Origin of the sequence: Brevibacillus dissolubilis (genome assembly GCF_006170445.1) — a bacterium.
GTDB lineage: Bacteria > Bacillota > Bacilli > Brevibacillales > Brevibacillaceae > Brevibacillus_B > Brevibacillus_B dissolubilis.
The window spans coordinates 1-26,109 of record NZ_VCNA01000016.1; the positions used below are offsets into that span (position 1 = coordinate 1).

The 26,109-nt window shown below is 48.7% G+C and carries 34 protein-coding genes; all 34 read right to left on the bottom strand.

The window, feature by feature from the left end:
* Nucleotides 1-410: 410 nt before the first annotated feature.
* The 34 genes from lysS to FGI41_RS22500 all read right to left on the bottom strand — a co-directional run bounded on the left by lysS (nucleotide 411) and on the right by FGI41_RS22500 (nucleotide 26,054).
* Complete coding sequence (gene lysS, locus FGI41_RS22345) at nucleotides 411-1,943, bottom strand: lysine--tRNA ligase (protein WP_139492533.1); 1,533 nt, start codon at nucleotides 1,941-1,943, stop codon at nucleotides 411-413.
* 78 nt (nucleotides 1,944-2,021) lie between these two features.
* Nucleotides 2,022-2,498 (bottom strand): transcription elongation factor GreA, encoded by a 477-nt coding sequence (greA, locus tag FGI41_RS22350; protein ID WP_139492534.1) that lies wholly within the window; start codon nucleotides 2,496-2,498, stop codon nucleotides 2,022-2,024.
* Nucleotides 2,499-2,718: 220 nt separating this feature from the next.
* A complete protein-coding gene (gene dusB, locus FGI41_RS22355) occupies nucleotides 2,719-3,756 on the bottom strand; it encodes a tRNA dihydrouridine synthase DusB (RefSeq protein ID WP_139492535.1) in 1,038 nt (345 codons plus the stop codon).
* Nucleotides 3,757-3,810: 54 nt separating this feature from the next.
* Complete coding sequence (locus tag FGI41_RS22360; protein ID WP_139492536.1) at nucleotides 3,811-4,023, bottom strand: helix-turn-helix domain-containing protein; 213 nt, start codon at nucleotides 4,021-4,023, stop codon at nucleotides 3,811-3,813.
* Nucleotides 3,975-4,508 (bottom strand): 2-amino-4-hydroxy-6-hydroxymethyldihydropteridine diphosphokinase, encoded by a 534-nt coding sequence (folK, locus tag FGI41_RS22365; RefSeq protein WP_139492537.1) that lies wholly within the window; start codon nucleotides 4,506-4,508, stop codon nucleotides 3,975-3,977. Before folK ends, FGI41_RS22360 begins: the two co-directional genes overlap by 49 nt.
* Nucleotides 4,509-4,510: 2 nt before the next feature.
* On the bottom strand, nucleotides 4,511-4,876 hold the full coding sequence (gene folB, locus FGI41_RS22370; protein WP_139492538.1) for a dihydroneopterin aldolase: 366 nt from the start codon (nucleotides 4,874-4,876) through the stop codon (nucleotides 4,511-4,513).
* Nucleotides 4,869-6,074, bottom strand: a complete 1,206-nt coding sequence (folP, locus tag FGI41_RS22375; protein WP_139492539.1) for a dihydropteroate synthase — start codon at nucleotides 6,072-6,074, stop codon at nucleotides 4,869-4,871. The genes folB and folP overlap by 8 nt, the downstream gene beginning before the upstream one ends.
* Nucleotides 6,075-6,237: 163 nt before the next feature.
* Nucleotides 6,238-6,966, bottom strand: coding sequence for a twin-arginine translocase subunit TatC (gene tatC / locus FGI41_RS22380; RefSeq protein ID WP_139492540.1), 729 nt, complete (start codon nucleotides 6,964-6,966; stop codon nucleotides 6,238-6,240).
* A 98-nt stretch (nucleotides 6,967-7,064) separates the two neighbouring features.
* Nucleotides 7,065-7,307, bottom strand: a complete 243-nt coding sequence (tatA, locus tag FGI41_RS22385; RefSeq protein ID WP_176560399.1) for a twin-arginine translocase TatA/TatE family subunit — start codon at nucleotides 7,305-7,307, stop codon at nucleotides 7,065-7,067.
* A gap of 18 nt (nucleotides 7,308-7,325) precedes the next feature.
* On the bottom strand, nucleotides 7,326-8,981 hold the full coding sequence (locus tag FGI41_RS22390; protein WP_139492541.1) for a PhoX family protein: 1,656 nt from the start codon (nucleotides 8,979-8,981) through the stop codon (nucleotides 7,326-7,328).
* 171 nt (nucleotides 8,982-9,152) lie between these two features.
* Nucleotides 9,153-9,743 (bottom strand): aminodeoxychorismate/anthranilate synthase component II, encoded by a 591-nt coding sequence (gene pabA, locus FGI41_RS22395; RefSeq protein ID WP_139492542.1) that lies wholly within the window; start codon nucleotides 9,741-9,743, stop codon nucleotides 9,153-9,155.
* 169 nt (nucleotides 9,744-9,912) lie between these two features.
* Nucleotides 9,913-10,845, bottom strand: coding sequence for a cysteine synthase A (gene cysK, locus FGI41_RS22400; RefSeq protein WP_139492543.1), 933 nt, complete (start codon nucleotides 10,843-10,845; stop codon nucleotides 9,913-9,915).
* 79 nt (nucleotides 10,846-10,924) lie between these two features.
* On the bottom strand, nucleotides 10,925-11,809 hold the full coding sequence (locus tag FGI41_RS22405) for a peptidyl-prolyl cis-trans isomerase (RefSeq protein WP_139492544.1): 885 nt from the start codon (nucleotides 11,807-11,809) through the stop codon (nucleotides 10,925-10,927).
* Between the two features lie 24 nt (nucleotides 11,810-11,833).
* The gene (gene hslO, locus FGI41_RS22410; protein ID WP_139492545.1) at nucleotides 11,834-12,733 is read right to left on the bottom strand and encodes an Hsp33 family molecular chaperone HslO; all 900 of its coding nucleotides are present in this window, start codon (nucleotides 12,731-12,733) and stop codon (nucleotides 11,834-11,836) included.
* A 65-nt stretch (nucleotides 12,734-12,798) separates the two neighbouring features.
* A complete protein-coding gene (locus FGI41_RS22415; RefSeq protein ID WP_139492546.1) occupies nucleotides 12,799-13,140 on the bottom strand; it encodes a winged helix-turn-helix transcriptional regulator in 342 nt (113 codons plus the stop codon).
* 250 nt (nucleotides 13,141-13,390) lie between these two features.
* A complete protein-coding gene (locus FGI41_RS22420; protein ID WP_139492547.1) occupies nucleotides 13,391-14,326 on the bottom strand; it encodes a sigma-70 family RNA polymerase sigma factor in 936 nt (311 codons plus the stop codon).
* 278 nt (nucleotides 14,327-14,604) lie between these two features.
* A complete protein-coding gene (locus FGI41_RS22425) occupies nucleotides 14,605-15,120 on the bottom strand; it encodes a hypothetical protein (RefSeq protein ID WP_255298600.1) in 516 nt (171 codons plus the stop codon).
* Between the two features lie 134 nt (nucleotides 15,121-15,254).
* Entirely contained in the window at nucleotides 15,255-15,683 is a 429-nt protein-coding gene (locus FGI41_RS22430) for a hypothetical protein (protein ID WP_139492549.1), read from the bottom strand.
* Nucleotides 15,680-15,835, bottom strand: a complete 156-nt coding sequence (locus FGI41_RS25170; RefSeq protein WP_176560400.1) for a hypothetical protein — start codon at nucleotides 15,833-15,835, stop codon at nucleotides 15,680-15,682. The genes FGI41_RS22430 and FGI41_RS25170 overlap by 4 nt, the downstream gene beginning before the upstream one ends.
* 1 nt (nucleotide 15,836) lies before the next feature.
* A complete protein-coding gene (locus tag FGI41_RS22435; protein ID WP_255298601.1) occupies nucleotides 15,837-16,151 on the bottom strand; it encodes a hypothetical protein in 315 nt (104 codons plus the stop codon).
* Nucleotides 16,152-16,436: 285 nt separating this feature from the next.
* Nucleotides 16,437-16,640, bottom strand: coding sequence for a hypothetical protein (locus tag FGI41_RS22440; protein WP_139492551.1), 204 nt, complete (start codon nucleotides 16,638-16,640; stop codon nucleotides 16,437-16,439).
* 18 nt (nucleotides 16,641-16,658) lie between these two features.
* Entirely contained in the window at nucleotides 16,659-16,820 is a 162-nt protein-coding gene (locus FGI41_RS25175) for a hypothetical protein (protein ID WP_176560401.1), read from the bottom strand.
* Nucleotides 16,821-16,864: 44 nt separating this feature from the next.
* Nucleotides 16,865-17,707 carry a hypothetical protein gene (locus FGI41_RS22445; protein ID WP_139492552.1) on the bottom strand — a complete coding sequence of 281 codons (843 nt, stop codon included), beginning with the start codon at nucleotides 17,705-17,707 and terminating at the stop codon, nucleotides 16,865-16,867.
* The gene (locus FGI41_RS22450) at nucleotides 17,704-18,717 is read right to left on the bottom strand and encodes a type II secretion system F family protein (protein ID WP_255298602.1); all 1,014 of its coding nucleotides are present in this window, start codon (nucleotides 18,715-18,717) and stop codon (nucleotides 17,704-17,706) included. Before FGI41_RS22450 ends, FGI41_RS22445 begins: the two co-directional genes overlap by 4 nt.
* The gene (locus FGI41_RS22455; protein ID WP_438358050.1) at nucleotides 18,714-20,087 is read right to left on the bottom strand and encodes an ATPase, T2SS/T4P/T4SS family; all 1,374 of its coding nucleotides are present in this window, start codon (nucleotides 20,085-20,087) and stop codon (nucleotides 18,714-18,716) included. Before FGI41_RS22455 ends, FGI41_RS22450 begins: the two co-directional genes overlap by 4 nt.
* Nucleotides 20,060-21,205 carry a CpaE/TadZ family protein gene (locus FGI41_RS22460; protein WP_139492553.1) on the bottom strand — a complete coding sequence of 382 codons (1,146 nt, stop codon included), beginning with the start codon at nucleotides 21,203-21,205 and terminating at the stop codon, nucleotides 20,060-20,062. The genes FGI41_RS22455 and FGI41_RS22460 overlap by 28 nt, the downstream gene beginning before the upstream one ends.
* Complete coding sequence (locus FGI41_RS22465; protein ID WP_139492554.1) at nucleotides 21,202-21,996, bottom strand: SAF domain-containing protein; 795 nt, start codon at nucleotides 21,994-21,996, stop codon at nucleotides 21,202-21,204. The genes FGI41_RS22460 and FGI41_RS22465 overlap by 4 nt, the downstream gene beginning before the upstream one ends.
* 16 nt (nucleotides 21,997-22,012) lie before the next feature.
* Nucleotides 22,013-22,864 (bottom strand): CpaE/TadZ family protein, encoded by an 852-nt coding sequence (locus FGI41_RS22470; protein ID WP_139492555.1) that lies wholly within the window; start codon nucleotides 22,862-22,864, stop codon nucleotides 22,013-22,015.
* Nucleotides 22,865-22,870: 6 nt separating this feature from the next.
* Complete coding sequence (locus tag FGI41_RS22475) at nucleotides 22,871-23,632, bottom strand: hypothetical protein (protein WP_139492556.1); 762 nt, start codon at nucleotides 23,630-23,632, stop codon at nucleotides 22,871-22,873.
* A 72-nt stretch (nucleotides 23,633-23,704) separates the two neighbouring features.
* On the bottom strand, nucleotides 23,705-24,340 hold the full coding sequence (locus tag FGI41_RS22480; RefSeq protein WP_139492557.1) for a DUF4046 domain-containing protein: 636 nt from the start codon (nucleotides 24,338-24,340) through the stop codon (nucleotides 23,705-23,707).
* Between the two features lie 110 nt (nucleotides 24,341-24,450).
* Nucleotides 24,451-24,969: a hypothetical protein gene (locus FGI41_RS22485; RefSeq protein ID WP_255298603.1), complete on the bottom strand. Its 519-nt coding sequence runs from the start codon at nucleotides 24,967-24,969 to the stop codon at nucleotides 24,451-24,453.
* Nucleotides 24,970-24,977: 8 nt separating this feature from the next.
* On the bottom strand, nucleotides 24,978-25,391 hold the full coding sequence (locus FGI41_RS22490; protein ID WP_139492558.1) for a TadE/TadG family type IV pilus assembly protein: 414 nt from the start codon (nucleotides 25,389-25,391) through the stop codon (nucleotides 24,978-24,980).
* Complete coding sequence (locus FGI41_RS22495; protein WP_139492559.1) at nucleotides 25,381-25,884, bottom strand: prepilin peptidase; 504 nt, start codon at nucleotides 25,882-25,884, stop codon at nucleotides 25,381-25,383. Before FGI41_RS22495 ends, FGI41_RS22490 begins: the two co-directional genes overlap by 11 nt.
* The gene (locus FGI41_RS22500; RefSeq protein WP_139492560.1) at nucleotides 25,881-26,054 is read right to left on the bottom strand and encodes a pilus assembly protein; all 174 of its coding nucleotides are present in this window, start codon (nucleotides 26,052-26,054) and stop codon (nucleotides 25,881-25,883) included. The genes FGI41_RS22495 and FGI41_RS22500 overlap by 4 nt, the downstream gene beginning before the upstream one ends.
* Between the last annotated feature and the right edge of the window lie 55 nt (nucleotides 26,055-26,109).

Sequence of the window (26,109 nt, forward strand, 5' to 3'; positions counted from 1 at the left end):
GGCACGCCGCCAGCGTTCGTCCTGAGCCAGGATCAAACTCTCCAATAAAGTTGAAGTTGATCTAGGTCAAAAACTTGTTGCTTGGCTGAATTATCATTTGCTTTCGCTGTTCAGTTTTCAAAGGACAACTCTTAGATCTTAACAAACCAGATATTCATTCGTCAACATTTTCTTGAGTGATCCTGCTGACCTTTAATACTCTAGCACACATCAAATTAATTAGCAAGAGTAATTTTTCAGGAATAATATTGGAATTAGCTTGAACAACAACGAAATTTACTATATCACAGCGAGAAAAATATAATCAAGAAATTTTTTTCTATCAAAAACAAAAAGGAAGCAGTCCCTATATCGGGTTGCTTCCTTTTGTCTAAACTGAGTCGGGTTTCCCCGTTTCGTAATCTGGAAAATTAGTCTCTCTCACGCATGAGCGGGAAGAGCAGTACGTCACGGATGGACGGGGAGTCAGTCAAGAGCATCACGAGACGGTCGATCCCGATTCCGAGACCCCCTGTTGGCGGCATACCGTACTCAAGTGCTTCGATGAAGTCCTCATCCATTTCGTGTGCCTCGTCGTTCCCTTTTGCTTTTTCAACCATCTGCGCTTCGAAACGTTGACGCTGGTCGATCGGGTCGTTGAGCTCGGTAAATGCGTTGGCGTGCTCACGCGCAACGATGAACAGCTCGAAACGATCCGTGAAGCGAGGGTCTTCATCGTTCTTTTTCGCCAATGGGGAGACTTCCAGCGGTTGTCCGTAGACGAAGGTTGGCTGGATGAGAGTCTCTTCACATTTTTGCTCGAAGAACTCATTGACTACATGTCCAAAGGTATGGTGCGGTTCAACAGATACACCGTGTTCTTTGGCAAGTGCGCGCGCTTCATCGTCGCTCATCTGTTTCCAGAAGTCTACACCGGTGATTTCCTTGATCAGATCAACCATGTGGACGCGGCGCCATTGTGGAGTCAGGTCGATTTCTTGGCCTTGATAGTTCACTTTGGTCGTGCCGAGAACATCTTGCGCGATGTGGGCAATCAGGTTCTCGGTGAGTCTCATGATGTCTTGGAAGTCTGCATATGCTTCGTACAGCTCCATCATGGTGAACTCTGGGTTGTGGCGGGTAGAAATACCCTCGTTGCGGTATGCGCGGCCGATCTCATACACCTTTTCCAAGCCGCCGACGATCAGGCGCTTGAGGTGGAGTTCGAGGGCGATACGCATATACAACTGCATGTCCAATGCATTGTGGTGCGTGATGAACGGACGTGCAGATGCACCACCTGCGATAGCGTGCAGGGTTGGGGTTTCTACTTCCAGATAGCCGATGCTGTCGAGATAGCGGCGCATGGAGGTCAGGATGCGGCTGCGGGTAATGAAGGTATCGCGAACCTCTGGGTTGACGATGAGGTCCACGTAGCGTTTGCGGTAACGGGTCTCGACGTCTTTGAGGCCGTGGAATTTCTCCGGCAACGGACGAAGGGACTTGGAAAGGAAGACGAGTTCTTTTGCTTTGATGCTGAGCTCGCCCTTGTTGGTTTTAAAGACTACGCCTGTCACACCGATCAGGTCGCCGATGTCTGCCAGGTCAAACACGTCATACTCTTGCGCGCTCACAGTATCCTGGCGCACGTAGATTTGGATTTGTCCACTGCGGTCGAGCAAAGAAGCGAACTTCGCCTTACCCATGTCGCGCTTCGCCATGAGACGGCCTGCGATCACTACGGTTTGGTTGAGTTGTTCCAGCTCTTCTTTGGTCTTGTCGCCGAATTCACGGGCGATGTCGGCCGCTTGGTTTTTGGCTTCAAAACGTTTGCCGAACGGGTCGATGCCCCACTCGCGGAGTTGGTTCATCTTGTCGTGTCTGACTTGCAGCAGTTCGTGCAGACCTTCTTCTTTTTGTTGTTCGTCTTGTTGTAATTCTTGATCGTGTTGATCTTGTGACATGCGTTATTCACTCCTTGCTCGTATATAGCCAGATGGCGTACCTTTGCATGTGAGGTACGCCTGGTTGGTGTTTATGAATTAAAGTTTGATATCGAGGATTTCGTATTGGATCACGCCAGCTGGAACGTTAACATCAACGGTCGTGCCTTTGGATTTGCCAAGCAGAGCCTGACCAACTGGAGATTCGTTAGAGATCTTGTTGTTGATTGGGTCGGACTCAGCAGAACCCACGATGGTGTATTCTACGACATCGCCGAATTCGATATCTTTGAGGATCACGGTAGAACCAACGCTCACCACACCAGTATCGACGTCTTCATTGGTGATGATACGTGCGTTGCGGAGCATTTTTTCGAGGGTAAGGATGCGGCCCTCGATGAAGGCTTGCTCATTTTTTGCTTCTTCGTATTCGGAGTTTTCGCTGATATCGCCAAAGCTGATCGCTTCTTTGATACGGGCAGCTACTTCTTTACGTTTAACCGTTTTCAACTCTTCTAGTTCGTGTTCTAGTTTCGCTAAACCATCTGGAGTAAGAATGACTTCTTTTTCAGACATGTTCAATTCCCCCGTTTATAAAAAATAAGTAATCCCGAAGTTGGCATTCTCAGGATTATATGTAAATCTCCCTCGTGGTATACAGAGGGGATTAAGGCGTTTGGCGCTTCTGAGAGGTCATCATAGGGAAAGCTGCCAGATTTTAGTGTCTGGCAGCTTACTAACGATAATATGAGGTATTATAGGATATGCCGAACAGGTTGTCAATGTCTGGATAAAACTAATAGTTGACGGTTTCCTCAGCTTCTGTATCAGTTGCCATGGCTGATTCATCCATACCAGGAGCACCGTTTTCCAGCCACTCGACATAATCGTACATCGCCTTGTGGAGCTCTTCATAGGTCTCTACACCATTGATCAGATTCTTGGTGAGGGTGGCGCCTTTGAGACCTTTGAGATACCAGGCAGCGTGTTTACGCATCTCAAGAACACCGACGCGCGGGCCTTTGAGAGCGATCAGACGGTCTGCGTGGAGCATACAGATGTCGGCACGCTCGCGCGGAGTCGGGTCTGGTGAGAGCTGACCTGTCGTGAGGTATTGAATCGTGCGGTACAGCATCCATGGGTTACCCAATGCAGCGCGTCCGATCATAACACCGTCGCAGCCGGTCGTGTCGAGCATGCGGCGGGCATCCTCAGGTGTGGCTACGTCCCCATTACCGATGACTGGAATGCCGACGGTTTCTTTTACGCGGCCAATCCATTCCCAGTCGGCTTTGCCTTTGTACATCTGCACACGGGTACGTCCATGGACTGCGACTGCAGCACCGCCTGCGCGTTCAACGGCTTTCGCATTTTCCAGCACATAAAGATGGTCTTCGTCCCAGCCAAGACGCATTTTGACGGTTACTGGTTTGTCTACGGCATCGACCACAGCGGAGACGACCTCGTAGATTTTTTCCGGGTCCAGCAAAAGGCGGGCACCTGCGTCACAGCTGACGATCTTCGGCACTGGACAGCCCATGTTAATGTCGATGATGTCGGCATTAGTGTACTGGTCAACATGCTTCGCCGCTGCGACCAACGTCTCACGGTCCCCACCGAAGATTTGCAGGCTCAATGGCTTTTCGCGTTCGTCGACGTAGAGCATATCCATCGTGCGCTTGTTGCCTTGGACAATCGCTTTGTCGCTAACCATCTCGGCGCAGACCAAGCCTGTACCGAATTCCTTGGCAATCAGACGGAAGGCAGGATTGCAGACCCCTGCCATCGGTGCAAGCACGACGTTGTTTTTCAGTTCAATGTTACCAATTTTCATGTATGTTAACCCTCCTTTAGCCTCGAAGGTTGATTTCGAAGTTAAGAAACATATTCATTTCTTATTTATAGCACATAATTCATCGTAATCGACCTGTAAAGTGTTGGCTATTTTACGCAACACGTTTTCCGTTGGGATTCTTGTGCCTCTTTCCAGTGTTCCGACAAACGAAAGCGAGACTCCCATCTCCTCTGCGAGAGTCTGCTGAGTAAAGCCTTTTAATTTGCGGAAGGCTCTGATTCGGCCTCCCAATCGAGTGTCCCCCATTTGTGTACCCCCTTGTGATCCTCTGTCAACGCAATCCACTCGTCTATCGTCCGTGTCGTCCCTGCCAGCTGGCCGCCCTCCCAGACATCGCGCAGCGGAACCAGTACAAACGCACGGGAAAACATCGCCTGATGCGGAATCGTAAGCTCAGGCAGCTCTACCCGTTCGGTGCCATACAGCAAAATGTCGATGTCGATTGTACGCGGACCCCAGCGGACGGTACGGACACGTCCTAATTCTTGTTCGATGGATAACAGCTGTGTCAACAGTGCCTGCGGCTCCAACGTGGTCTCAACCCGTATCACCATGTTGAAAAAAGCAGGCTGATCCGTATAACCCACAGGATCGGTTTCGTATACGGCAGAAAGTTGCTGGACAGTGATGCCCTCTGTGTGATGGATCTCGTCGACCGCGGCTTGAAGATTCAGCTCACGGTCTCCGATGTTGGTGCCTAGTGCCAGATAGGCTTGCACTCGCCTTGACATGTTTAGGTGTTCACTCGCTTTCGTACCATCTCGATTGCAACCGATTCGTAATGTCCGTTGATCGGTGGATTAGGTTTGGTCACTTTGACTTTTACTTCGGTAAACGGGAAGGTAGCCAGCAATTGGTCGGCAATTCGGGCGGTCAGTGTCTCAACCAGCTTGTAGCGTTCACCCTCCACGTATTTTTTCACCAGGTCAAAAATGTCGGCATAGTTGACGGTATCATTCAGGTCGTCGGTTTCTCCGGCCTTAGACAGATCGAGGGAAAGCTCCAGATCGACGTAAAAACGCTGTCCCAGCTGGGCTTCCGCCTCGAATACGCCATGGTAGCCGTAGAATGACATGTGGTTAAAATAAATTTTATCCATGTACGTCCATCCCCTTTAGCATTGCGTCCATCATTCTGGCGACGCGTTTGATTTCTTTGACATCGTGGACACGCATGATATGACAGCCTTTGGTGATACCCAGTGCGACGGTGGCAGCTGTACCCTCCAGACGCTCCTCTGGTGGTAGATCAAGCACACGGCCAATCATGGATTTGCGCGACGTACCAAGCAGCACCGGATAGCCGAGAGCGACGAGGTCATCCAAGCGGCGCATGGTCTCCAGATTCTGCTCGTGTGATTTGACAAAACCAATCCCTGGATCGAGAATGATGTTCTCCTCACGTACCCCGGCCTCGACGGCGATCTGTACCGATTCCCGCAGGTCACGGATGTAGTCACTGAAAAAGTCGGTGTACTCGCGGTCCTCACGGTTGTGCATCAGGATAATCGGCACGTCCAGCTCTGCTGCTGTCTTGGCCATATCCGGATCTTTCTTCGCGCCCCACACATCGTTGATGATATGGGCACCAGCTTGGATCGCCTGCTTGGCTACCTCTGCCTTGTAGGTGTCGATTGAGATCGGTACCGGACAGTTGTCCCGGACAAGCGCTTCGATCACCGGGATCACACGGGCCAACTCATCCTCCAGACCGACCGGCGCAAAGCCCGGACGTGTCGATTCACCGCCCACGTCGATGATATCCGCACCTTGGGCCACCAGTTCCCGCGCATGCAAAACAGCCCGCTCCACATCATTGAAGCGTCCACCATCGGAGAATGAATCCGGCGTGACGTTCAAAATCCCCATGATCAATGTCCGCTGGTTGAGCGGCAAGATCAGGTTGCGGCAGACCAGCTCCGTACGTTTCCCCAGTTTATCCTGATTATAGAGCAATTCCTCAATCTCGGCTCCAAGTCGCTTCAGGCCAAATGGCTGCCCGCGCAATTTTCGGAGCACATCACGCATCTGCCGGCGGGTCGCTACCAACAGAACGCTGGATTCGGCTATATCGAGCATGGATACCTTCATATGTACCGCACAGTCGCCACCGCGCGCCAGCATCTCCTGCTTGAGAATGTTGGCCGCTTTGAGCGACACGTTATCGACACGGATCAGCAATGTCTCTCCCTTGGGGGCCATCAGCTTGATGCCGCCTGGGTCTGAACCGATTTTATTCATCTCTGCTGTAATCGACGCTTGGTCATAGACATGAACCACGTAAGGGTTATGCTTCATTCTGTTCGTTCCCCTCTTGCATAATGTCGATAGCATAACATAAATTCCCTATACAATTCTAGCGAACGAATAACGGAATGTGCATGCGACTTTTTCACTAACACCAAAAGCCCGGTTTTCACCGGACTGGCGTTTTGATCTCGTTTTATTTAGGTAAAAATGACTATACGGCTGAATCGTACAACTCCTCTGTCTCTTTTTGCTTGCGGTAGACGACACGGGAAATCAGGATACTTGCTTCGTACAAAAGAAACAGCGGTACAATGACCAGCACATCTGACACCAGATCCGGCGGCGTAATCGTCACCGAGACGATGGTAAGGAGCAGATAAGCAGGCTTGCGCAGCTTGCCCAAGCGATGCGGATTGACGATCCCGATCTGGCTTAAGAACAGTACCACAATCGGCATCTCAAAAATGATCCCAAACGGAATGGTCATATTTAATAGGAAATTAAAATATTCATTGGCGGTAATTAAAAGTTCAAAGTTCCCCTGTGCCAGTCCCAGTGCGAATTGGTACATCATCGGAAACAGCACAAAATAGGAAAAGCTGACCCCAAACACAAACAATAAAAACAGCGCCGGCACATACATCAGGGTCACTTTCCGTTCCTGCTTGGTCAGCGCTGGAGCGACGAACCTCCACAGCTGATAGGCGGCGACCGGAATGGTGATCGCAATCGCACCGACGGCAGCGAGCTTCATGTAGATTCCGAGAATGTCTAAGGGCCCGAGCACGGTCAGCTTTTCCCCGGAACGGCTGGAGAGAAATTCATAAATCGGCTCTACATATAAAAAACAGACCACCACACTGATGATAAACGTGCTGAAGGTGATCAACAGCCGCTTGCGCAGATCGGCAACGTGATCAATCAGATTCATCTCCTGCATGTCGATTCAACTCCTCTCTTTTTTTACAGGACAGGAATGTCACAGGAAAAAGGCAGTGCGCATAAAAGGCACTACCTTTTCAATCCTGTTGGTTCGTTCTAGTTCACGCGTTTGACAGCGTCAGGGGCAGGGGCATCACTTGCCAAGAGTGGCGTCGTGGTGGTTTTATCGCTTTTTTCTTTGTCATCGTCGTCCTTGGTCAAGTCGCGCGCGGCGGATTTGAACTCGGTGAGGGTACGGCCAAAGGCACGGCCGATCTCAGGCAGCTTGCTTGGTCCGAAGATTACCAGCGCGATGATCAGGATCAGAATTAAACCGGGAACCCCGATGGAAGATAACATGTTGGAAACACTCCTTTTTTAGAAGCCGGTGATGGCGATGACGCCTGGGCGGGCAACAGCAGTTCCGCCGTGCGGCCAATGGCTGGTTGGGGCATCGTAGGAGGCAAGGTTTTCACCTGGATGCTGGACGGACAGGAAGAGCGTTTTTTCATCTGGAGTAAACCAAGGGCCTGTCATCTCTGCCCCTACTGGAGCGGAAGCGAATTGGAACGCGTCGCCTTTGCGGGAACCAGTAGTCGGGATGAAGAAAAGACCGTTGTTTCCGAACTTTTTGTAGATGCCTGAGTTCATGGAGCCAGAAGAAATGTCCGTTACTACCCAGAGGTTACCTGCTTTGTCGAAAGCGAGATTGTCTGGCGCTGCGAAGCCGCTTTGCGGGCCGCCTGTCGCGAAAATTTCGAACTCGAAGGACGTGCCTGCATGGTTTTTATCTTTTTCAAACATACGCACGATTTGACCGTAGAAGTTGCCGTGCTTGGAGTTATTGGTCAGAGCAATGAAGATGGAACCGTCGATTGGGTGTACTTCGAGGTCTTCCGGACGGTCCATTGGTGTGCCGCCGACGGTTTTGGCTGCTTCACGGCAGTTGACGAGCACATCTGCCTGGGACGTGAAGAGCGGTTGGCCTTCTGTGTTTTTCGCACTTTTCAGGGCAGAGTTGGTTTCGTAGTCGAGGGCAACCCATGTGCCTTTGCCGAAGTTGGCAACATAGAGCGTACCTTCTTCGAGCAGTTTGGAGTTGTTTTTGCCTGCGGTTGGGTCGTACTTGCCTTTGGAGACATATTTGTAGACGTATTGGTCGTTGGCGTCATCACCCATGTAGACCACGAGCTGACCTGTGGTGGCAATGGTCATCGCTGTGTTTTCGTGGGAAAAGCGACCAAGAGCGGTATGCTTCTTCGGTGTGGACTTCGGATCGAATGGATCTGCCTCGATGACCCAGCCATAGTGGGTCGCATCTGGGAGCTTGCACTCTTTTACCACGGTGTCGTAGTTCTCTTCACAGGAGAGGATGGTGTTCCAGAGAGTAGAGCCTCCGGAGCAGTTGGCAAAGGTACCGATCACTTCTTTTGCACCGTTCATCGCTTTGGAGCCTGCTGCCGGGCCTGTTACGGTGTGCTTGGTCAAGCCGCTGATGCGACGACCGTATTTGGAATCAGCGACAAGCGTCCATTTGCCGTCTGCCTTTTTCACTTCGATGATGGAACCACCAAGTGCGTAGAGGTATTTCTCGATCTGTTCAGCGGTACGCAGATTTTTAGAGGAGTCGCTGTTGAGCGTGTCATAGCCATTCACGTAATATTCAAGCTCACCACAATACTCGTGGTTGACCCAGAGCAGGCCGTGATCGCTTTTGCCTTCGATTGGCAGATAGCAGGTGAAGTCGGCGTTCATACCGAATGTGTCGCCTTTGCTGTTGATCTTGTCGCCGTAGAGGGCGATTACTTCATATTTGTAGCCGTTTGGCAGCACGACATCATCTTTGGATGTGGCTTTGATCGGCAGGAATTTGGGTCTGTTGCTGGCCTTGGCGTCGAGGCCAAAGAGGTCATCGGCTGTTTTACCAGAAGCAGATTCACCTTCTGCGAGAGCAGGAATTCCCGTTGCGAGGGAAGCAAGCGCTGCCGTACCCGCGCCCAGATAGGTCAGAAACTGACGACGATTAATTTCCATGATTGAATCGCTCCTTTAGGGTAAGAATTTGATCGATTTCGTATCTCAAGAACGATTGTACAGGCCTAATGTCTAGTGGCAGTTAACAAAGGTTTAAGATAGCGTTAATGTATTGTAAACAGCAAAAAACCGCCCATGCCTTCATGAGCGGTTTCTTCGTGTGTCTGTTCCCTATGCTGTCATTGATTCTTTTTTTGCGTACGTGGTGATAAAATTCTGGAGAATCTGCTTGCCGTGCTCGGTGATCACAGACTCCGGATGGAATTGCACACCCTCCACGGCATATTGGCGGTGGCGCACAGCCATGATCTCTCCATCTTCGGTACGGGCGGTAACCTCAAGCTCTTCTGGCAGTGACTCCGGCTTAATCACCAGCGAGTGGTAACGGGCTGCGGTGAATGGCGTTGGCACATCGCGGAAGATCGTCTGATTGTCATGGAAAACCTCTGAAGTCTTGCCATGCATCAGGCGGTCAGCACGCACGACCTCAGCGCCAAAGACTTGCCCGATCGACTGATGACCAAGACATACCCCCAGAATCGGAATCTTACCGGCAAAGTGACGGATGATCTCCATACTCATCCCGGCTTCATTCGGCGTGCACGGGCCTGGCGAAATCATCAAATAATCAGGTGCCAGACGCTCGATCTCTTCTAAGGTGATGGCGTCATTGCGATACACTTCCAGCTCCTGACCCAATTCACCAACGAATTGTACCAAGTTGTACGTAAAAGAGTCATAATTGTCAATCATTAAAATCATAGCTCAGCTCTCCTCTCAACCTCTGCTCATACTAGACTAATCTCATGTTTCAAGCTTTATCATACCACAGCGGGCTTCTGATTGGGTACTGAAAAAAACGTAGAAAAAAGCGGCTCCCGCCCGGATCATGGACGGTGCCGCTTCCTTTCCTTCTATTATAAAAGAAGCCCTATTCTTCAAATTGATAAAGTGGAGTGGACAGGTAACGTTCGCCGTTGCTTGGGATGAAGACAACGACTTTTTTACCTTTGCCCAGACGCTCTGCTACCTGCAGGGCTGCATGAATCGCTGCACCAGAGGAGATCCCGCCGAGAATCCCTTCAGAACGGGCAACCTTACGCGCGGTTTCGAAGGCATCTTCGTTTTCGATTTTGATGATTTCACCATAGACATCGGTATCGAGGGTTTCTGGGACGAAGCCTGCACCGATCCCTTGGATTTTGTGCGGGCCTGCCTGACCACCGGAGAGAACTGGGGATGCTGCCGGTTCTACCGCGATTACTTGGAGGTCTGGGTACTCTTCTTTGAGCACTTGACCCACACCTGTGATGGTACCACCTGTACCTACGCCGGAGATCAGGGCATCGATGCCGCCGATTTCTTTCCCTTGCGCAAGCAGCTCTTGAGCTGTGGTTTCACGGTGTACTTTTGGATTGGATGGGTTTTTGAATTGTTGTGGCATGAAGTAGCTTGGGTTTTCTGCGGCAAGCTCTTCTGCTTTGCGGATCGCACCGCCCATGCCCTCGCTGCCTGGTGTGAGTACAAGCTCAGCACCATAAGCGCGAAGCAGGTTGCGGCGCTCCATGCTCATCGTCTCTGGCATCACGATCACAGCACGATAGCCTTTTGCTGCTGCTACCATCGCAAGACCGATCCCGGTGTTACCGCTGGTTGGCTCGATGATGGTGTCGCCTGGTTTGATCAGACCTGCTTGTTCTGCGTCTTCGACCATCGCCAGAGCGATCCGGTCTTTTACGCTGCTGCCTGGGTTGAAGAATTCTAATTTAAGATAAATGTCAGCCATGTCCTCGCCGACAATACGGTTTAATTTTACTAAAGGTGTCTGGCCGATCAGGTCAGTAATGGATTGTGCAACGCGCATATATCTCCGCCTCCTGAATACCGAGTAATGTACTTGGTTTTGTAGGTAATTATATCAGAGGTATTAATTTTCCGTCAATTCATTGTTTCCCTTTGATTTCGACACCTACAGCCTGTTTTAGCCGCTCCAGCACTGTATCCAGCGATTCCACTTTTCCTAGAGCGATATCGCGGCGGATCTGGTCTTTTACTTCATCGTATTCGGCTTGGTATGCTTCCTTGCGCTCCATGACCCGGATAATGGCAAAGCCCTCTTGGATCGGAATCGGCGTGCTGTCTTCCTTGATCTCAAGAGAACGGACGGCTGCCTGCAGATTCTCCTCCAGATCGCTGATTTTTACCCAGCCGACATCACCGCCATTGGCTGACGTGAGGCTGTCCAGTGAACGCTCTTTCGCCAGCGTGGAAAAGTTGGCTCCGTCCGACAGCTCTTGACGGACATTGGCCGCTTCCTCCTCAGAAGCAACGACAATCTGCAAAAAGTTCACTTTCGCCGGCTGTGCGTACTGATCCTGATGATTGCCGTAGTACGTACGCATCTCTTCTTCGCTGATGGAGATATCACGCGTAGCAATCTCCTGTAAAAGCAGCTGATAGCGCACCATCTCACGCAGTTCCTCCGTGGTTGTGCCCAGCTGCTCCCTCAGCGCCGTCTCCACATTCTCACCGCTGCTGTAGCTCTCTTTGAGCTTCTGTACCTCTTGCTCGATACGCGTAGGGTCCACTTCAATGCCAAGCCGCTCAGCTTCTTGGAACACAACGGCATGGTTGATCATCTCATCTAAGATACGCGGGCCGAACCGCTGTTCCAGCTTCTTGAGGTAATCGGATTTGTTAATGGAATAATCACCTGCAACAGCAACGGTTTGTAAGGCGCTGGCGTCTTTGTACCAAGCTGCTGTTATTACACAGAGCAAAAGCACAAGCGAGCCGACCAGCGCCCACAAGAACCTGGTGTTTTTCAATGAACTTCCTCCCCCTGCACGTCTCTACTTCTTGCTATTCTGGATGTCAGCGCGGATATTTTCCAAGGTCTCTTTTGAATAGTGATAGCGTTGGTTGCAGAAGTTGCAATGAACCTCGGCCTCGCCTTGTTCTTCGATCATGCCGCCCAACTCTTCATGGCCCAGACTGTAGAGCATCCCTTCCACCTTTTCTTCGGAGCAGGTGCACTTGAACTCCAGATCAAGACGGCTGAGGATCTTCGGATTTTCCAGTACCCTCTCGATCATCTCTTCCGGAGAAATCCCTTCTGCTACCATGCGGGATACCTGTGGAAGTCCTTTGAGGCGCTCTTCAAGCTTGGTGATGATCTCTTCAGGAGTACCTGGCAAAAGCTGAAGGATAAAACCACCGGAGCCTAAGATCGAGCGGTCTTCCGGATTCACCAGCACCCCAACAGATACCGCAGATGGAGTCTGCTCGGAAGTCACGAAATAATAGGCAAAGTCTTCGCCGATTTCGCCGGAGACGATTGGGGAGCTGCCTTGATATGGTTCACGCATGCCGAGGTCTTTGGTAACGAACAGAGAACCGTCCGTACCCACGGCACGGCGGACGTCCAGCTTGCCCAGCTCATTTAGGTCAAAATGAACCTGTGGGTTGGTCACGTAACCACGGATTTCCCCTTTGGCATTAGCGTCACAGGTGATGTTGCCGATCGGGCCGCCACCCTTGACGACCACGGTCAGTTTTTCTTCCCCTTTGAGCATCGCGCCCATGATCGCCGTCACGGTCAGGGTACGTCCCAATGCCGCACTAGCCGTATTCCACATATCGTAAGACTGACGGATTCCTTCTAAAATAGTTGTTGTGCGTGCAGCAAACGCCCGCACATGGCCATCAAATCCGGTAGCCCGAACGATATAGTTATCTGTTTGTTGTTGCATAAATCCTCCTCGTATGGCTTTGATATTTAAGAATAAAACCCCCGCAACCTAATGTAAGCAGGAGTTTAATCGTTGGCTTGTTCCTCGTCCTTATCCAATTGTACCCACGATTCGGCCCAATTTCCCACTTCATCCATGACCTTTTTGAGCCCTTTTCCTTTTTCAGTCAATTCATATTCAATCCGTACAGGTGTTTCCGGGTAGACATGCCGGGAGAGAATGCCCGCATTCTCCAGCTCCTTAAACCGTTCAGCCAGCATACGGTCGCTCATCCCAGGAATGATTTCAGAGATATCTTTGAAACGCTTCGGTCCACTAAGCAACGCATGAATGATCAGACCCGTCCATCGTTTACCAAGCAACTCAAAGGCTGATTCGAACTTGGGACACATTTGATGCTCTTTCATTGCGTATCAACCCCCTTTCGTATTATTTTAACATAGCCGCTTGTCAAAAGTAAGAGGCATGGGGTATGGATCGCCTTTTCAATTGCTTATTTTAGCTTGTCCAAAGCGGTCTTTAGATAAAAATAAAAACCACGCAACTCGTGGTCGCGTGGTAAGTGGCGAAAGGCTTTTTTTGGCCTGTACATGCTGTGTGTGAAGGCGGAGGGTGTTGATGACAAAGAGATCGAGGATATTTTGGCTCAAATACTCGTTAAGGCAGGTACTCCATCAAAGCGCGGGAGTACTTCTGTTTGCGTAGGCTCTCAATTGTGGTCGCCTCGATCTGGCGAATCCGCTCACGAGTAAGACCAAACTGTTTGCCAACCTCTTCAAGAGTATAGACCTGATCGTCATACAATCCATAACGCATCGCGATGATTTCTTGTGACCGTGGATTCAATCGGCTGAGCGCAGCAAACACTTGCGTACGCAAATCTACCTTTTCAATCCAATCTTCCAAATGAGCGTCACCGTCTTCTACAATCTCAGCATAGCTGAGGTTCTCGTCCTCAAATTCGTCCCAATGATCCAATTCATCATCGAAAGATTCCATCTTCATGGCCAGGGCATACTCGATGGATTCCACTTTTTCGATGGGAATACGTAAGAATTGGGCAATCTCATGCCGTTCTGGATAACGGTTGAGAGTATGAGCCAACTCTGCCATCTGTTTTTGGTAGAGTCGGATTTGTTCGTGCATATGCACAGGTATGCGAATAAGACGACCCTTATCACTGATCGCTCTGGTGATGGCTTGGGAAACCCACCAATGAGAGTAGTGATACAGACGGACGCCTCGGTTGATATCAAACTTTTCAATTGCCGTGAAAAGCCCAAATGTACCCTCTTGGATCAGGTCCAAAAGTGGCATACCCTTTTTCAAATGACGAAGTGCGGTGTGAACAACATAGCGAAGATAAGCACGAACCAGAAGGTCACGAGCTTCCAAGTCACCATCGCGTTGGTAACGAATCAGGCAATCCAATTCCTCTTCTTTGTCGATCATGGGTGTTGCTGCGACTTCTTCCAGGAACAATAAAGCAGACGTGTCCGTTCGCAAAGACTTCGGAACAACGATCCCTAATTGTTTTTCGACTTCCCGCCATCGACGGGGACTACCTTGGAAAGAGGTGTGACTAACTGTCATATGCAACCCTCACTTCATTCGAAAATAAAAATATTCAGTTATTTCCAATACTGTCTGATAAACATTTTCGACAATATCTCGTTCTTTCCTTCATATTAACAGATAATTAACAGTTTTGCTCATAAAAATTAATGGGATAATACCCAAGCATTGTACAAATTAAACCTGATTAAAATTTCCGTCCCCCCTTGAAAAGCCTGATATACAAGTAGTATACGGTCTAACACGTTAGTTGATTACCATGAAAAAGGAAAAATGGTTATAGAAATACAAATGCATTAAAATTTGATAGTTTCAACGCTCAGTACGGGGAAGGCGTGGCCGGGCAGAAGTGGTGAAATGGGACGGTCATCTATGTAGGCCAGCATGATCAGGGAAGGGCCTGTAATGGTCTTGGGAGCGAGGTGAATGGTTTCGCCGGACTGGTTAGTGATCGTGATTTGGAATTGTCCCCCTGTTGGACGGGGGAATGGGGCTTGTGCGATATTTTGAAGGGTGAGCTGGTGGTTGGCGTAACGGTAAGTGAGGTGGATATCGGTCTGCCAGTGCTGGAAGTCTATATAGTAGTGATGGAAAGAGATCGGATCGCTAGTGGCACTGGTGGGAGAAGGCATCCAGCTTGCATTCTCCCGGAGATAGCCACCATTTTGTTGCATTCGTACGGCAAAACGGTTAAGGGCCTCCTCTTCATTCAGTGAGATAATTCCCTCTGTTTTCAGAGATTCATTGATAGCAAATGTGGCATGATGATTAGCCAGCTCAAGCAGGTGTTTTACTAGTTGTTTCTTTTGCATGGCCATGTTTGTGTCTAGAATGGTGAGACCGAAGAAAAGAAAGAGCAGAGTGGTTGAGATTGTCAGCAGTTGAACAGCCGTAGGAATGCCTCCTTACGATCCCAGCGCCAGTATGGATAGTGGGATGTCTTGTATCACGGTGTTATGTCATACTCCATGATGTTAACCGTACCGCTATGTTCGGATGTCAGGTATTGCTCCTCTGTATATGGGAACAGGTTGGAAAAACGGGGAAACGTGGCTTTGAGCATCAGGGTAAATTCATCCTCGTGGCTCCAGAGCGTCGGATTAGCCGTACGATTTCTCCTGATCTGAAAATCGATGTCAGAAGCGCGAAGCCCATCGTACTGTTTTGCAGCGATTTCGTTTTGGATGAATTGGCGGACAGATGAATCCACAGTTTGGTCGTTGCTTCCCCCATGGTTGCTGATAAATTTGGCAACAGAAAAGCTAAGGTCTGCGAGTTCCATCTTCATCTGCATAACGGTATGGACTTGGACGACACCGAGTGGAACAACCAGCAAGGTAAGTACCGACAAAAGCGTAGTAATCAGTTGGGTCATCCACTTGTTCCAAAGCGAGCCGCTTCTTCCATTAACCTCTGAAAGAAACGGGTGGTTGCTTGCATCAGGTTGTCTGGCCCGTTGAAAAGCAGGCTAACCGATATAGGAAGAGTCAACACCATTACAGCTAAAACAGAAATCATCTTATTCAAGCTACCACCCCGTTTCAAAGTATTCAGAAGGTTGACTTGCTGCAAAGCGAAAATGGCTCTCCCCTGCCCAGAATAAATGAATCCATGATGATACCCTTGTTGGTTGTACCGTCAGAACAAGAGAGACATGTTCCTGAAGGTTTTTTCTTGCCCGCTCTGATCCTGCCTGCGGACTACTGCCTGCAAAAAAGTCTCCATCTGCCTGTCCCCATCCCATCTGCTCCATTTCCGCCTGATAATACGCTCTCAGTTCTGGGCTAAGATAGCCTACATCCCTCATCTCATCCATGATATCTGTAAAAAAGCCTCTTGCCATAGAATGCTCCAAGGTATAGATCTCGACGGCTGCCGTCATGGAAAAAACAAAAAGAATCACGGTCAGGCAGATAAGAAACGTTTTTAGTTTGAGAATGTTTGATTACCTCCAATACGTTTCCTTTAATGAAAGGTGAGAATCGTTGTATGTTTGATTCGGGTTTCCTGGGTGAGTTGCAGCTGATGCGACGGGTCTTTTACCCAGAATCCTGTCAGAAGAGAACCGACCATGATGAGCAGCAAGAAAAAGGTGATTAGATTTTGCATAGAGGCCCGTTACAACCGCCTAATTGACAGAGCTGTATAGGGTGCCGTTTTGTGTGGTAAAGCGAACCACTTCACTTGAAGAGTCGTAGTTGAGAGATGTAATGGATGTGTCGATATGCTCAGCGGCATTCGTCGCCGATGGAGAAAGTTCGTTGCCGTAGGAGCTTACCCCGATACCAAGAACCATTACGCAAGCCAGAAAGATAAAGAACATTTTACTCATAATTGGTCACTCTCCATCTCAATTAGTAGGATTCGCAGGAATTGCTTGATCAATGTTTTGAATCGCTTTATTTCGCAGACCATTCTCTTTCATAATCGCGTAGTTCACAGTCCCGACGCTGGCCACGATGATGCCAAGGGTAAACACCAGACAAGCGAAAATCGCGAAGAGTTTTGTCATTACAAGTGAACTCCCTTTCATGATGAAGATTGGTGAGTCTTTGATTAAACCAAATACTTGTCCAGAATCTCCGTCAGCAATTTGTACCAGGGAAACATAGCAACGATCAGCCCGATGTAAAAAGCCGGATAGACAATCAGGCTGTAGGCGAGGCCAAGCGACTTGATTTTTTTACGCTGACGAAACCGCCGGCGCTGATCCACGACCCATTCCAAACGGTTGAGCGTAACAGAGACAAGATCGGATGGAAGCTGCTCAATGGTACGCATATTGGAAACCAGGATCATACCGTCATCTGTACCAAGTATTTGTTTTAGTTTCTCTAAGGCTTCGTAACGGTCTTTATTCCATTCGGAGAGGCTTGGAAGGCAATGCTTCAGCTTTTTGGTCGGTCTTGCCGCTTTCACCATCGCCACATAGGGCGGAACCTGATTCTCCAACAGGGTCACATAGCGATTGATGAATCGGGCAATATCGGTACTAAGCATCTCTTCCCTGTAATCGGCCCACCAGCGCAAGAACCAATAGGGCGCGAAAAATGCCAGACTCGGAAGCAAGCAAAGCCAGATAAGAGAAAGCGAATGGTCCGGGTGGGAGATCTGCCAAATGATCAATAACAAAAACATGACAACCCCCAAGATGCATTGAACCGCCAACCATTCTGCTTTACCGAAGTGAAAGGGATAACCAGCCCGTCCCAAAAGACTGTCCCATGGTTCATCGGCTGTCTTATCAAGTTGCTGCCTCCATTGCCGCCAAAGCCCGATGGGGAAAAGGTACTTTTGCCTGGTTCGTTGCGCCAGAAAAATACCTGCTGAGACAAAGCAGACAAACAGACCAAAAGCACTGAAAACGAGCAACAGATACACCAAAGTAGTAGGAATCATCCGTGCCTCCTCCCCCAGATAAAGGCAAGCAGGATAGATAAACACCACGTCGTTACTGCCATCGCTAACAGAGCCTGTCCATCTGCTGTGAAAAAGTACAAACGGTAGGAGTCTGGCAAAAGCGACTGGTTGTATGGGATAAGGAGCAGGCAGATGATGATCACAATCACAAGGCTGATCCAAATGGCGTAGATTTCACTTTTTCTTTCTTCTCTTTCATCCTGCTCGATATACATCTCATTCGTCAGCCGGTTAAGTGACGACTGAATATCGGCTGTTTCCCCCTCCAAACCACTCATGATATAGGTGGCAAAGTCCCGCGCCCAATCATGATTAAGCCGATCCGCAAATGCCTCCACTGCTTTTACCGGGTTTCCCCCATCACTTAACGTATTGCTTAGTAAAATCAATTCAGCCTGTAACTCCTTCGGGCAGTCTCCCAACATATCACGAAACGCCAGTACGATATTTTTACGACTGCTGTAATGCCGGGCAAAGAGGTCAACAAAGGTACAGAAGGATCGGATCATTCGGTTGATCAACACCGTATAGCGGGCATACAGAATCAGCGATGGCGATAAGAAAAACAGGAGAAACAGAGACAGGGAAACGAGGATATTGGAAAACAACAAGCCGAAGAGAAAACCACCTGTTGCTCCAACCATGGATATAGCCAAATATGCTTCCGGTGTCGCTTTACTCCCCGTTACACTGCACCAGATAAGGTAGCGGTGATAGATGAAGCGGCCATTTTTGTCACTAAGCATTTTTTGCCGAAGGATGGATAGTGTCTTGGGATAAAGGATTTTGGGTGCTGAGACAGTCTGATGGAGGAGAGCTCCAGAGGTTATCAGCCCGATGAAGAGGAGCAGAGTCATCGGTATTAAGAGCCATTCACTTGTTCCAAATTCAGTGAATCCGATGTTTCCGGTAACTTCGTTGATTTCCGTGGCACCGATTATTCCCGTCCCTCTCATAGACCCCGTAACACCGTTGGCAAAACCGCTCATACGATCCTCCCCAGATCGGTTAAACCCAGACATTTTAGTACTTCTAAATCGGCCCCTCCCATGTACAGCATGTATTCCACTAATTCCCCAGCCAGTTGCTTTCCTGTCCATTCATAGTGTCCCGTGACATGATTGAGTAAGACGAGTGGAACGGTTTCTGCCCGTTGCATCAGGGCATTCCATTCGGTCGTGTAAATCGCATCAATGAAACGGTGTCCATTGTTACGATACTTGAGTGAGTTGATGAACGTGACAGCCCTGGTTATGCGCTCCTGAGTCAATTCAATGCTTCGCCCCCCGTATTGAAACACCAGGTCGGTCAAGTCGTTTAAGGCTTTATCAGGAAATCGCTCATGTAATGCGGCAATGGTTGCATCTGTGCCCCGAATTCCTGCATTGACGAAATGATAGGCTTCAATCGGCTCACGGATTTCCCCGATCAGAACCGTATTGGCAGTGGAACGGTAAATATCCTTGAAGCTGTTGGCGAGATCAATTCCGATTTCCTCAACATTTTGCAGTTCAATCACTTCCCCCGGCCAGACATCTGCAAAACGCATCTCATGCTCACTTTCGTAGATCGTGATGTAATCTGTATTGGGGTCTTTTAGCTTGAGCATACAAATCATTAATGTGGTTTTCCCAGCAGCCATGGGTCCGATGACAAGAACATTGCTTCTTCCAAATACCTGTTGCTCAAGCAGAAGCTGCACTCTTTCATCAAAAGTAGGGTAAGATTGCAGGCGCAGTTGATCCAGCGAAAAAGTGGTGGTTGTAAATCTCCGTACAATCGCTGTAGGCATCCGGGAATAAGGAAAGGTAAACATGGTCAATCTGGCTTTTAGCTTATCCAGATAGCCGCTCAATCTTGGCTTTTTCTCGTGAAAAGTGAGACCGGCGGCGTTGGCTAATTTTTGTTGGAGAACTTCAACTTCCTGCCATGAAGGTTGATAAGGCAGGAACTTTTTGACCCCGCCTTCTAAATAAGCGACTGGCTTATGGGCGGTAATTCGAACCTCTTCGATCAATGGAGAGAGTTGGAGAACCACATCCAGAATGCCCCAGCCATAGGTGGCAAACGTAATTCCTTCATACGCGTTGACACAGGGCAAAATTTCTTCGGTAACAGGGCGATTCAGAATTTCTTCAAAGTAATGCTTCACCCGCAAGATGATATGGTTTTGGCTCTGGCGGTCTCCCTGTTCAGCAAGTGCTAAAATCCGTTGCATCTCCAACTTTTCTTCCTTCGTCGTGCCATAATGGTTCAGATAGTCTCTGGCTGCCTGCTTGATATCTTCTACATTCTGCAGTTCCTTGGCATTCCATTGGCGTACTTCTGGCTTCATTTCGAATGGGGCACCCCTTCCCATGCCTGTTCTTCCCGGATAAACATTTTTAGTCCGTTCGTATAGGTTTTAGGCGGAAACAACTCTTGCACCAAAATACTGCGGCTTTGCAGGGATTGAATCAGACGCCCTTCTTCTACGTATGGAATGAATTGTGAGACGGAGACCCCAACCGTTTCACTTATTTTTCGCAGACTCATCTCTTCCTTATGAAACGGGCTTACGATCAGCTGTAGAGAGTAGGCTGGATTCTTGTACTGTTCTATCAACTTGGCGGCAAGGTGAAGATTAAAAGGGTCTGGACGTGTAAACAGCATCGTCTGATCCGACTCCCGCAACAGCAGGTGCATCATCTCCCGTTGCGGCAGAATATTGCCCCAATCCAAGTAGACCAAGTCGAAATGACTCCGCAGTACATCCAGCAGCATGTTTAATTCGTAGTTGCGCCATGCTGCAGCAGCGTTGGCATAGAAAAGGTTTTCGGAAAACTCACTTGGTTTACACAATGCCAACCAATCCCGTTTTTTCGCTTGCCGGGCATCAATCAAATCAGGACGAAAACGTGCCAACTGATGCTTGCTAAGCTGAAAAAACGATGAAAGATCCGGCTTTTGGATGTTCATATCAATGACTGCAATTCTTTTATGCGGATATTGTCTAGCGAGCAGCAATGGAAAGTTGATACAGAAGGTTGTAATACCAGGACTGCCGGCACCGATCAGAGAAAAGACCCTTCCTTGCTGTGCTGTCTCCCTTACTTCCATATTTTTGGCGACTGAGGCCGTTGATAAATTGGTCAACAAACGGAGTTGCTGATGAATTTCGTCATGAGAGAGGCTAGCTGAAAGTACATACGTATTGGGGATTTGTTTGCGGGTGACAATCTCTTGCACCAATGCTTCGTCTTGATGCAATGGAATGATTACCTTACGAATCTCATCAGAAAGACAAAGTGACAAGGCCGGTACCCAATCCCACACAGGCTGTCGGAACGCCTCCGTAAACATCACAGCCAGCTTCGGTTGGTATTTGATGACCTGTAGATAAAAAGTAGAATCATCATCAACAGCAAGCACTTCAAATTCTGGGGGAATAAACCCCCAAACAAGTGACCTCATCGGATAACAGACAACAGTTTTCAAGAGCTTTTCCCCTCCTTTGAAACGGTTATATGACCGATTTGGATCGTTCCATACTGTGATGCCTCGGTCAGCATGGCATATTGCTGGTCATTTAAGTTAAGTCCAATGAATGCAGGTAAAGCGGAAGGCTGTGACCGATAGTCCCAGTAGCGCTTTTCCGCATCATTGTTTTTCTTAGGCTGAGATCCCTGAAAAAATGTCTGATTCATTTCCTTGGCATCCGGCATCAGCTGTGGTTTGATTGTGTAGACCTCAGATCCATTGCTGTCTTTTACTGTGACCAGCTGACTTTCAAATAACAGGTCCACCGAAGGGTCTGTCTTTTTAAAATGGGCCGGAGCCGGCATCGTTTGCAGTTCGGCTTGAGATTTATAGCGCACCCAAACCTTTACCAAGTCACCCCGTCGCAGCTCTGTCACCGGCATCATGATAGACAGCGGAAATTCATAACGCCCATAACCTTTCACCGGAAGCAAATAGTGATCACGGAGCTTTTGAGTCAGCACCTGTTCACCTGAAAACATGGTTTGGATGCTCATTTTACCTACTACATCTTCAAGCCGTTGGAAGGAGCCTGTCTGTAGTTCGTCAGCCTCTTCCTGTACGAGTGCTACATCCTCACGGGTTATGGGCTGATAGGGTGCGATCTGCCTTCCTTGCGCTACCTTTACCACTTTTGCAAAGAGCTTCTCCTGCACCAGTGAATCAAGATAAAGGGTAGCCATGTAAAAGCATCCTCCCGCCAACGCAAATGACAAAGTGCTGATGACCAGCAGAGTCTTTTTCTTCATCGCCTCTCTCCTTGTCTTAGAAGAACGTCAGTTGTTCAAACTGCTTGTTTTCTTCTGGAAAACATTCGGTAAATAATTTACCTGCGAGCATCGCTTGACTGACTTTATCTGGATCGATAACAGGAATGGTGTGCTCAATCTTTCGTTTTGCCTCTCCCTGTGCCCACATTGATATCGTTGCTTCAATTTGTTTCTTAACATGAACTTTTGCTAGAGATGGATTCCACCGGTTGGCGATGATACGGATTTTGCCTGGGTCGTTACGCCAGACCTCAGGGCAGGGTACAGTAAGTAATCGCTTGGCAAGGCGGGGTAAATCGCTGTCTATTACAAACCAAATTTCATCAGCCCATTCCAATACTGTTCCTACAGCTTCGTCATCCCAGTTAGATGAGAGATCAATGATAAACAGCGAGGAAGATTTGCTGTGTGTGAAAAACCAGGCCATAACCTGCTCGGACGTCATAGTAATCACGTTGTCTGTCGGGGGCTTCATATAGATTTTTAATGAACCCAGTTTCAGAACATCTGCCTGTGATCCGTTTTTAACGCCTCGCTTCTCTCCATTCAAAGCAAAGTAGAGATAAGATGTAACCTGGGGCCATTCGCAGAGTGTGACATGAAGTCCCAGCTGCGATTGGGCACATGCGTAGTTGCTTGCAAGGAACGTGGCCCCTGCCTGCGGATAGAAGCTGGCGACAGCAATTACACGCTGGATCAGTACAGTGTCTGCTTTTTCCTGCAGCATGGTGGTCGCCAACTTTTCCTTCAGCTGCAAAAAATGCTGCCGTTCCTCTTCATTTGGCACATGATCCTTTTGCTCCAGATCGCGGAATGTTGTGACGAAACGCTGTAGATCGCGATGCATGCTGGCTTACCTGCGAATTTTATTTTTATTGGATTTGGTGAGAACGTAGTTACAAAACTTTTGCACCATTCCATGGGTTGAAAGTGTTTTACGGTGGTAGTAGTAGATTTTGCGGATGCGGTCTTTTTCCCGCTGTGTCAATTCCGGTTTCATTTCAGAGACCTTTTGAAACAGCAGCGAGAGCTCGATATTCTGCGGTCTTCCTCTGCGGCTGGATTGCTGTGATAAATACCGCTGGTGCTCCTCTTTGAAGGTATCTGGATTTCCTAGCAGATAAGAGTCGATCAGTTCTTCGATGTCTTGATACGTACGGATGCCCAAGCGGTCGAGATGGCGATAATACAAGAAAGTGGTACCGCTTTTCTCATTTTTCTCGCTCCGCCATCTAGCCATGAAGCTGGTCGGCGTCGTTAAAAAGTCGATAAACGCATGAACCAGCTGCTTGCGGGTAACCGGTTGATGGAGACTTACGACCTCTTTTACCAGCTCAAAAAGCTGTTTGTGAAATCCCTTCCCTTGCTTTTGCCGATGGTATTTTGCCTGAAACCATTGTTCCACTGCTTCATCAAAATCACTGCGGCAGTGAACAAGCTTGAGCTGTTGCAGATGCTCATAGAATGCATCCAGTCCATACTTTCCGACTACTTTCGGCTGATACGTCTCGAATACATAGTCGATAAACATCTGTTTGATCGTTTCTTTGTCCAACAGCCCGCAATTCTGCTCCATGGATTGTTCGATTAGTTCAAAAGGATGTTGCACTAACACGGTTTACTCCACTCCTTTATTTTGTAAATATTACATATAATTACATCAATAAGTATAGTAAGACATCATTTTTTAGCTGATATGTATTTTGATTTCACGCTGCCATAGTGCAGGGTGTGTCAGTTCATGGTGAATATTTGTCACCATATCAAAAGGAGAAAAGTACAAGCTGTCAATCAAGATTTTCAACTTGTACTTTCTGAGGATTTGGTGCGCTTGATCGGTTTTAGAAAATATAGCTGGGATATTTCGTTTATCGCGTATTTTGAGAATGTCATGGCAGAGGTGATCAAAGCAGATTCTCGCTCGTTCCTCTCCTTTCAGGCTTTGGAAGTAATTTTGCGGGAAGTGACGGCGCTTGCCCTCCAGTACCTCTCTGTACACCCACAAAACCTTTTCTTTTTCACTGGGACGCGGCAGATACGGATAAGCGTAATCTACCATGTAGTAGACATCTGTCATCTTGGCCTCAATCGGTGGTTCAATGTACTCGTTTAGGAGAAACAGCTTCAAGTCTTTAGCATCTTCATAGGTCATTAGGTCGCGGGCCTGCTCGGGAGTCCAATGCATTACCTGCTCGATGGCGTATCGCAGGATCATTTGCACTTTTTGCTTGCGGTATTGCACGTCTTCGAATTCGTATGGCGAGAAACGTTTTTGCTCTCCGTCGAGGATTTTTTGGTATTTGGCGATGATTGTTGATGGCATTTTGCCTCTCACTCCTGTCCTAAATTTTTATCGGTTATTAACCTAACACGACAATTTAGGACAAAAAAAGCAGAAAAATGTAATAATGTGTCGATTTATGGATTTTTTTGTTAGTGTTCGATTTCTGCTTGGGCTGTTCGCCTAAACTTCAACTCCGTGTTCCTCCCGAACAGGTCTGTCTGCTTCTTCACTTCCACAGCAACGTGATAAATTCCCTGGTAGTACAAAGATCCCTGCTCCCCTTTTTGGTGGTCAATCCGCATGGAATCCACTGTTGAGAGAAGCCCGGCCTGATTGTACCTGAGCAAGATTTCCGCTTCTTCCCTCGCTCCCCGGATCAGCTCCGCTTTATAATGCTGTCCCTCCTCCGTGGTAGCAAAAAGGCGTCGCTTCTCCTCTCCTGATTTGGTCACATAAACACCCTCACCGGCATAACGCGCCCCTCTGACAATCAGGTCTGCCGTCTGCTGGGTTTTCATCTCAGTCAGGTCAGCCTGTTCAATCAGCAACAGCAATGACACAAACCCCGCCATACAAATCCAGAAAAAAAGCGCAGCAGGCAGAATCGTCCCCTGCTCGTCGGCAATAAATCGATGTAAGATGGCTCTGCCATGGATCATCATCGTCATAGAAAATCCTAATCCCCCGCATTCTCGATCATCATGAAATAGGATTCGCGCAAGCTATGCACCTCGCCAGTTGCAAGCGAGGGAAACGTCACCGTGACGCGGGACTCGACATGATTGCCCTTGCGCCATCTTCCGTCTGGTAACAGTTCGATGTCACTTCTTTGTAGCCCGATTGCCTGCTCCAATTCCTTTTCGCCTTTCAATCTGGCATAGTATTTGGCTAAGCCAAAATTGGGTTGGGTCGCGGCGAAACGGCCTGCTTCATACGCGGCAGCCAAGGCTTTTTGCTTGTTGTAGAGGATCGTAAACTGATCGACAGAAAAGGCAAAGAGAAACCACAGAATGGGAAACACCAGAACAAACTCAATCGTCTGGCTCCCCCGCTCCTCACGCCAAAAACGCTTCAGGATGCTAGGTGGCATAATGACTCTTCACCCAAACATGCCACACGTCGGCCAGGAACAGGCAAAAAGCATACGGTATGCTAAGAGCCGAATTCTCCTGATCGGGCAGCCAGAGCCGCCGATGAGCCAACCAGCCAATCCAAAATGTGCGCAGATGTTGCGCTGTATGTATCCAAGCACGGGGAAAACAGAGCCATATCAGTAATCCAGCCAACAGTGAATGGGTAAATAACGTATAGATCACAGAAGCAGTCGTCCAAGCCCCTATCGCCATCAAAAGCTTCTGATCCCCCATCCCCATCCCGCCTGTCAGCACAGGGAGCAGAGCCAGCATGAAGCCTGCCAACAGCCCTAACACTCCTTCAAGGAACGAGCCAGACACCAGTTGATACAGTAATCCCAGACCTATGGCAGTAAAAACCAGAAGATTGGGAACCTTACGAAAACGTATATCGAATCCCGCTGCTACCGCCAACAATAGTAAGACCGCCTGCTCAACTACCGTCGTCATTTGCTGATTTTTTCTTTCAGCTCTTTGATTTTCTCATCCTGGGTCGAACCGAGTTCCGCCAACGTCGGGATCAGCAAAATCAAAATGACCGCGATGATAATGACCATCTCGACAATCGTAACCGCTTCTTCCTCCTGCCAAAAACGACTGAGATACGCGCTTGCCTGCATATACCTTCCTCCTTTTTGATTGGGTTACTTTTAGCTTCGCAAAAGACAGAGCCCT

What these genes read in the sequence shown, in the direction of transcription:
- lysS (WP_139492533.1), bottom strand. Translation starts at nt 1,943, where the DNA reads ATGTCACAAGATCAACACGATCAAGAATTACAACAAGACGAACAACAA.
- greA (WP_139492534.1), bottom strand. Translation starts at nt 2,498, where the DNA reads ATGTCTGAAAAAGAAGTCATTCTTACTCCAGATGGTTTAGCGAAACTA.
- dusB (WP_139492535.1), bottom strand. Translation starts at nt 3,756, where the DNA reads ATGAAAATTGGTAACATTGAACTGAAAAACAACGTCGTGCTTGCACCG.
- FGI41_RS22360 (WP_139492536.1), bottom strand. Translation starts at nt 4,023, where the DNA reads ATGGGGGACACTCGATTGGGAGGCCGAATCAGAGCCTTCCGCAAATTA.
- folK (WP_139492537.1), bottom strand. Translation starts at nt 4,508, where the DNA reads ATGTCAAGGCGAGTGCAAGCCTATCTGGCACTAGGCACCAACATCGGA.
- folB (WP_139492538.1), bottom strand. Translation starts at nt 4,876, where the DNA reads ATGGATAAAATTTATTTTAACCACATGTCATTCTACGGCTACCATGGC.
- folP (WP_139492539.1), bottom strand. Translation starts at nt 6,074, where the DNA reads ATGAAGCATAACCCTTACGTGGTTCATGTCTATGACCAAGCGTCGATT.
- tatC (WP_139492540.1), bottom strand. Translation starts at nt 6,966, where the DNA reads ATGCAGGAGATGAATCTGATTGATCACGTTGCCGATCTGCGCAAGCGG.
- tatA (WP_176560399.1), bottom strand. Translation starts at nt 7,307, where the DNA reads ATGTTATCTTCCATCGGGGTTCCCGGTTTAATTCTGATCCTGATCATC.
- FGI41_RS22390 (WP_139492541.1), bottom strand. Translation starts at nt 8,981, where the DNA reads ATGGAAATTAATCGTCGTCAGTTTCTGACCTATCTGGGCGCGGGTACG.
- pabA (WP_139492542.1), bottom strand. Translation starts at nt 9,743, where the DNA reads ATGATTTTAATGATTGACAATTATGACTCTTTTACGTACAACTTGGTA.
- cysK (WP_139492543.1), bottom strand. Translation starts at nt 10,845, where the DNA reads ATGCGCGTTGCACAATCCATTACTGACCTGATCGGCCAGACACCTTTA.
- hslO (WP_139492545.1), bottom strand. Translation starts at nt 12,733, where the DNA reads ATGCAACAACAAACAGATAACTATATCGTTCGGGCTACCGGATTTGAT.
- FGI41_RS22415 (WP_139492546.1), bottom strand. Translation starts at nt 13,140, where the DNA reads ATGAAAGAGCATCAAATGTGTCCCAAGTTCGAATCAGCCTTTGAGTTG.
- FGI41_RS22420 (WP_139492547.1), bottom strand. Translation starts at nt 14,326, where the DNA reads ATGACAGTTAGTCACACCTCTTTCCAAGGTAGTCCCCGTCGATGGCGG.
- FGI41_RS22425 (WP_255298600.1), bottom strand. Translation starts at nt 15,120, where the DNA reads ATGCAAAAGAAACAACTAGTAAAACACCTGCTTGAGCTGGCTAATCAT.
- FGI41_RS22430 (WP_139492549.1), bottom strand. Translation starts at nt 15,683, where the DNA reads ATGACCCAACTGATTACTACGCTTTTGTCGGTACTTACCTTGCTGGTT.
- FGI41_RS22435 (WP_255298601.1), bottom strand. Translation starts at nt 16,151, where the DNA reads ATGGCAAGAGGCTTTTTTACAGATATCATGGATGAGATGAGGGATGTA.
- FGI41_RS22440 (WP_139492551.1), bottom strand. Translation starts at nt 16,640, where the DNA reads ATGAGTAAAATGTTCTTTATCTTTCTGGCTTGCGTAATGGTTCTTGGT.
- FGI41_RS25175 (WP_176560401.1), bottom strand. Translation starts at nt 16,820, where the DNA reads ATGACAAAACTCTTCGCGATTTTCGCTTGTCTGGTGTTTACCCTTGGC.
- FGI41_RS22445 (WP_139492552.1), bottom strand. Translation starts at nt 17,707, where the DNA reads ATGATTCCTACTACTTTGGTGTATCTGTTGCTCGTTTTCAGTGCTTTT.
- FGI41_RS22450 (WP_255298602.1), bottom strand. Translation starts at nt 18,717, where the DNA reads ATGAGCGGTTTTGCCAACGGTGTTACGGGGTCTATGAGAGGGACGGGA.
- FGI41_RS22455 (WP_438358050.1), bottom strand. Translation starts at nt 20,087, where the DNA reads ATGGGAAGGGGTGCCCCATTCGAAATGAAGCCAGAAGTACGCCAATGG.
- FGI41_RS22465 (WP_139492554.1), bottom strand. Translation starts at nt 21,996, where the DNA reads ATGAAGAAAAAGACTCTGCTGGTCATCAGCACTTTGTCATTTGCGTTG.
- FGI41_RS22470 (WP_139492555.1), bottom strand. Translation starts at nt 22,864, where the DNA reads ATGCATCGCGATCTACAGCGTTTCGTCACAACATTCCGCGATCTGGAG.
- FGI41_RS22480 (WP_139492557.1), bottom strand. Translation starts at nt 24,340, where the DNA reads ATGCCATCAACAATCATCGCCAAATACCAAAAAATCCTCGACGGAGAG.
- FGI41_RS22485 (WP_255298603.1), bottom strand. Translation starts at nt 24,969, where the DNA reads ATGACGATGATGATCCATGGCAGAGCCATCTTACATCGATTTATTGCC.
- FGI41_RS22490 (WP_139492558.1), bottom strand. Translation starts at nt 25,391, where the DNA reads ATGCCACCTAGCATCCTGAAGCGTTTTTGGCGTGAGGAGCGGGGGAGC.
- FGI41_RS22495 (WP_139492559.1), bottom strand. Translation starts at nt 25,884, where the DNA reads ATGACGACGGTAGTTGAGCAGGCGGTCTTACTATTGTTGGCGGTAGCA.
- FGI41_RS22500 (WP_139492560.1), bottom strand. Translation starts at nt 26,054, where the DNA reads ATGCAGGCAAGCGCGTATCTCAGTCGTTTTTGGCAGGAGGAAGAAGCG.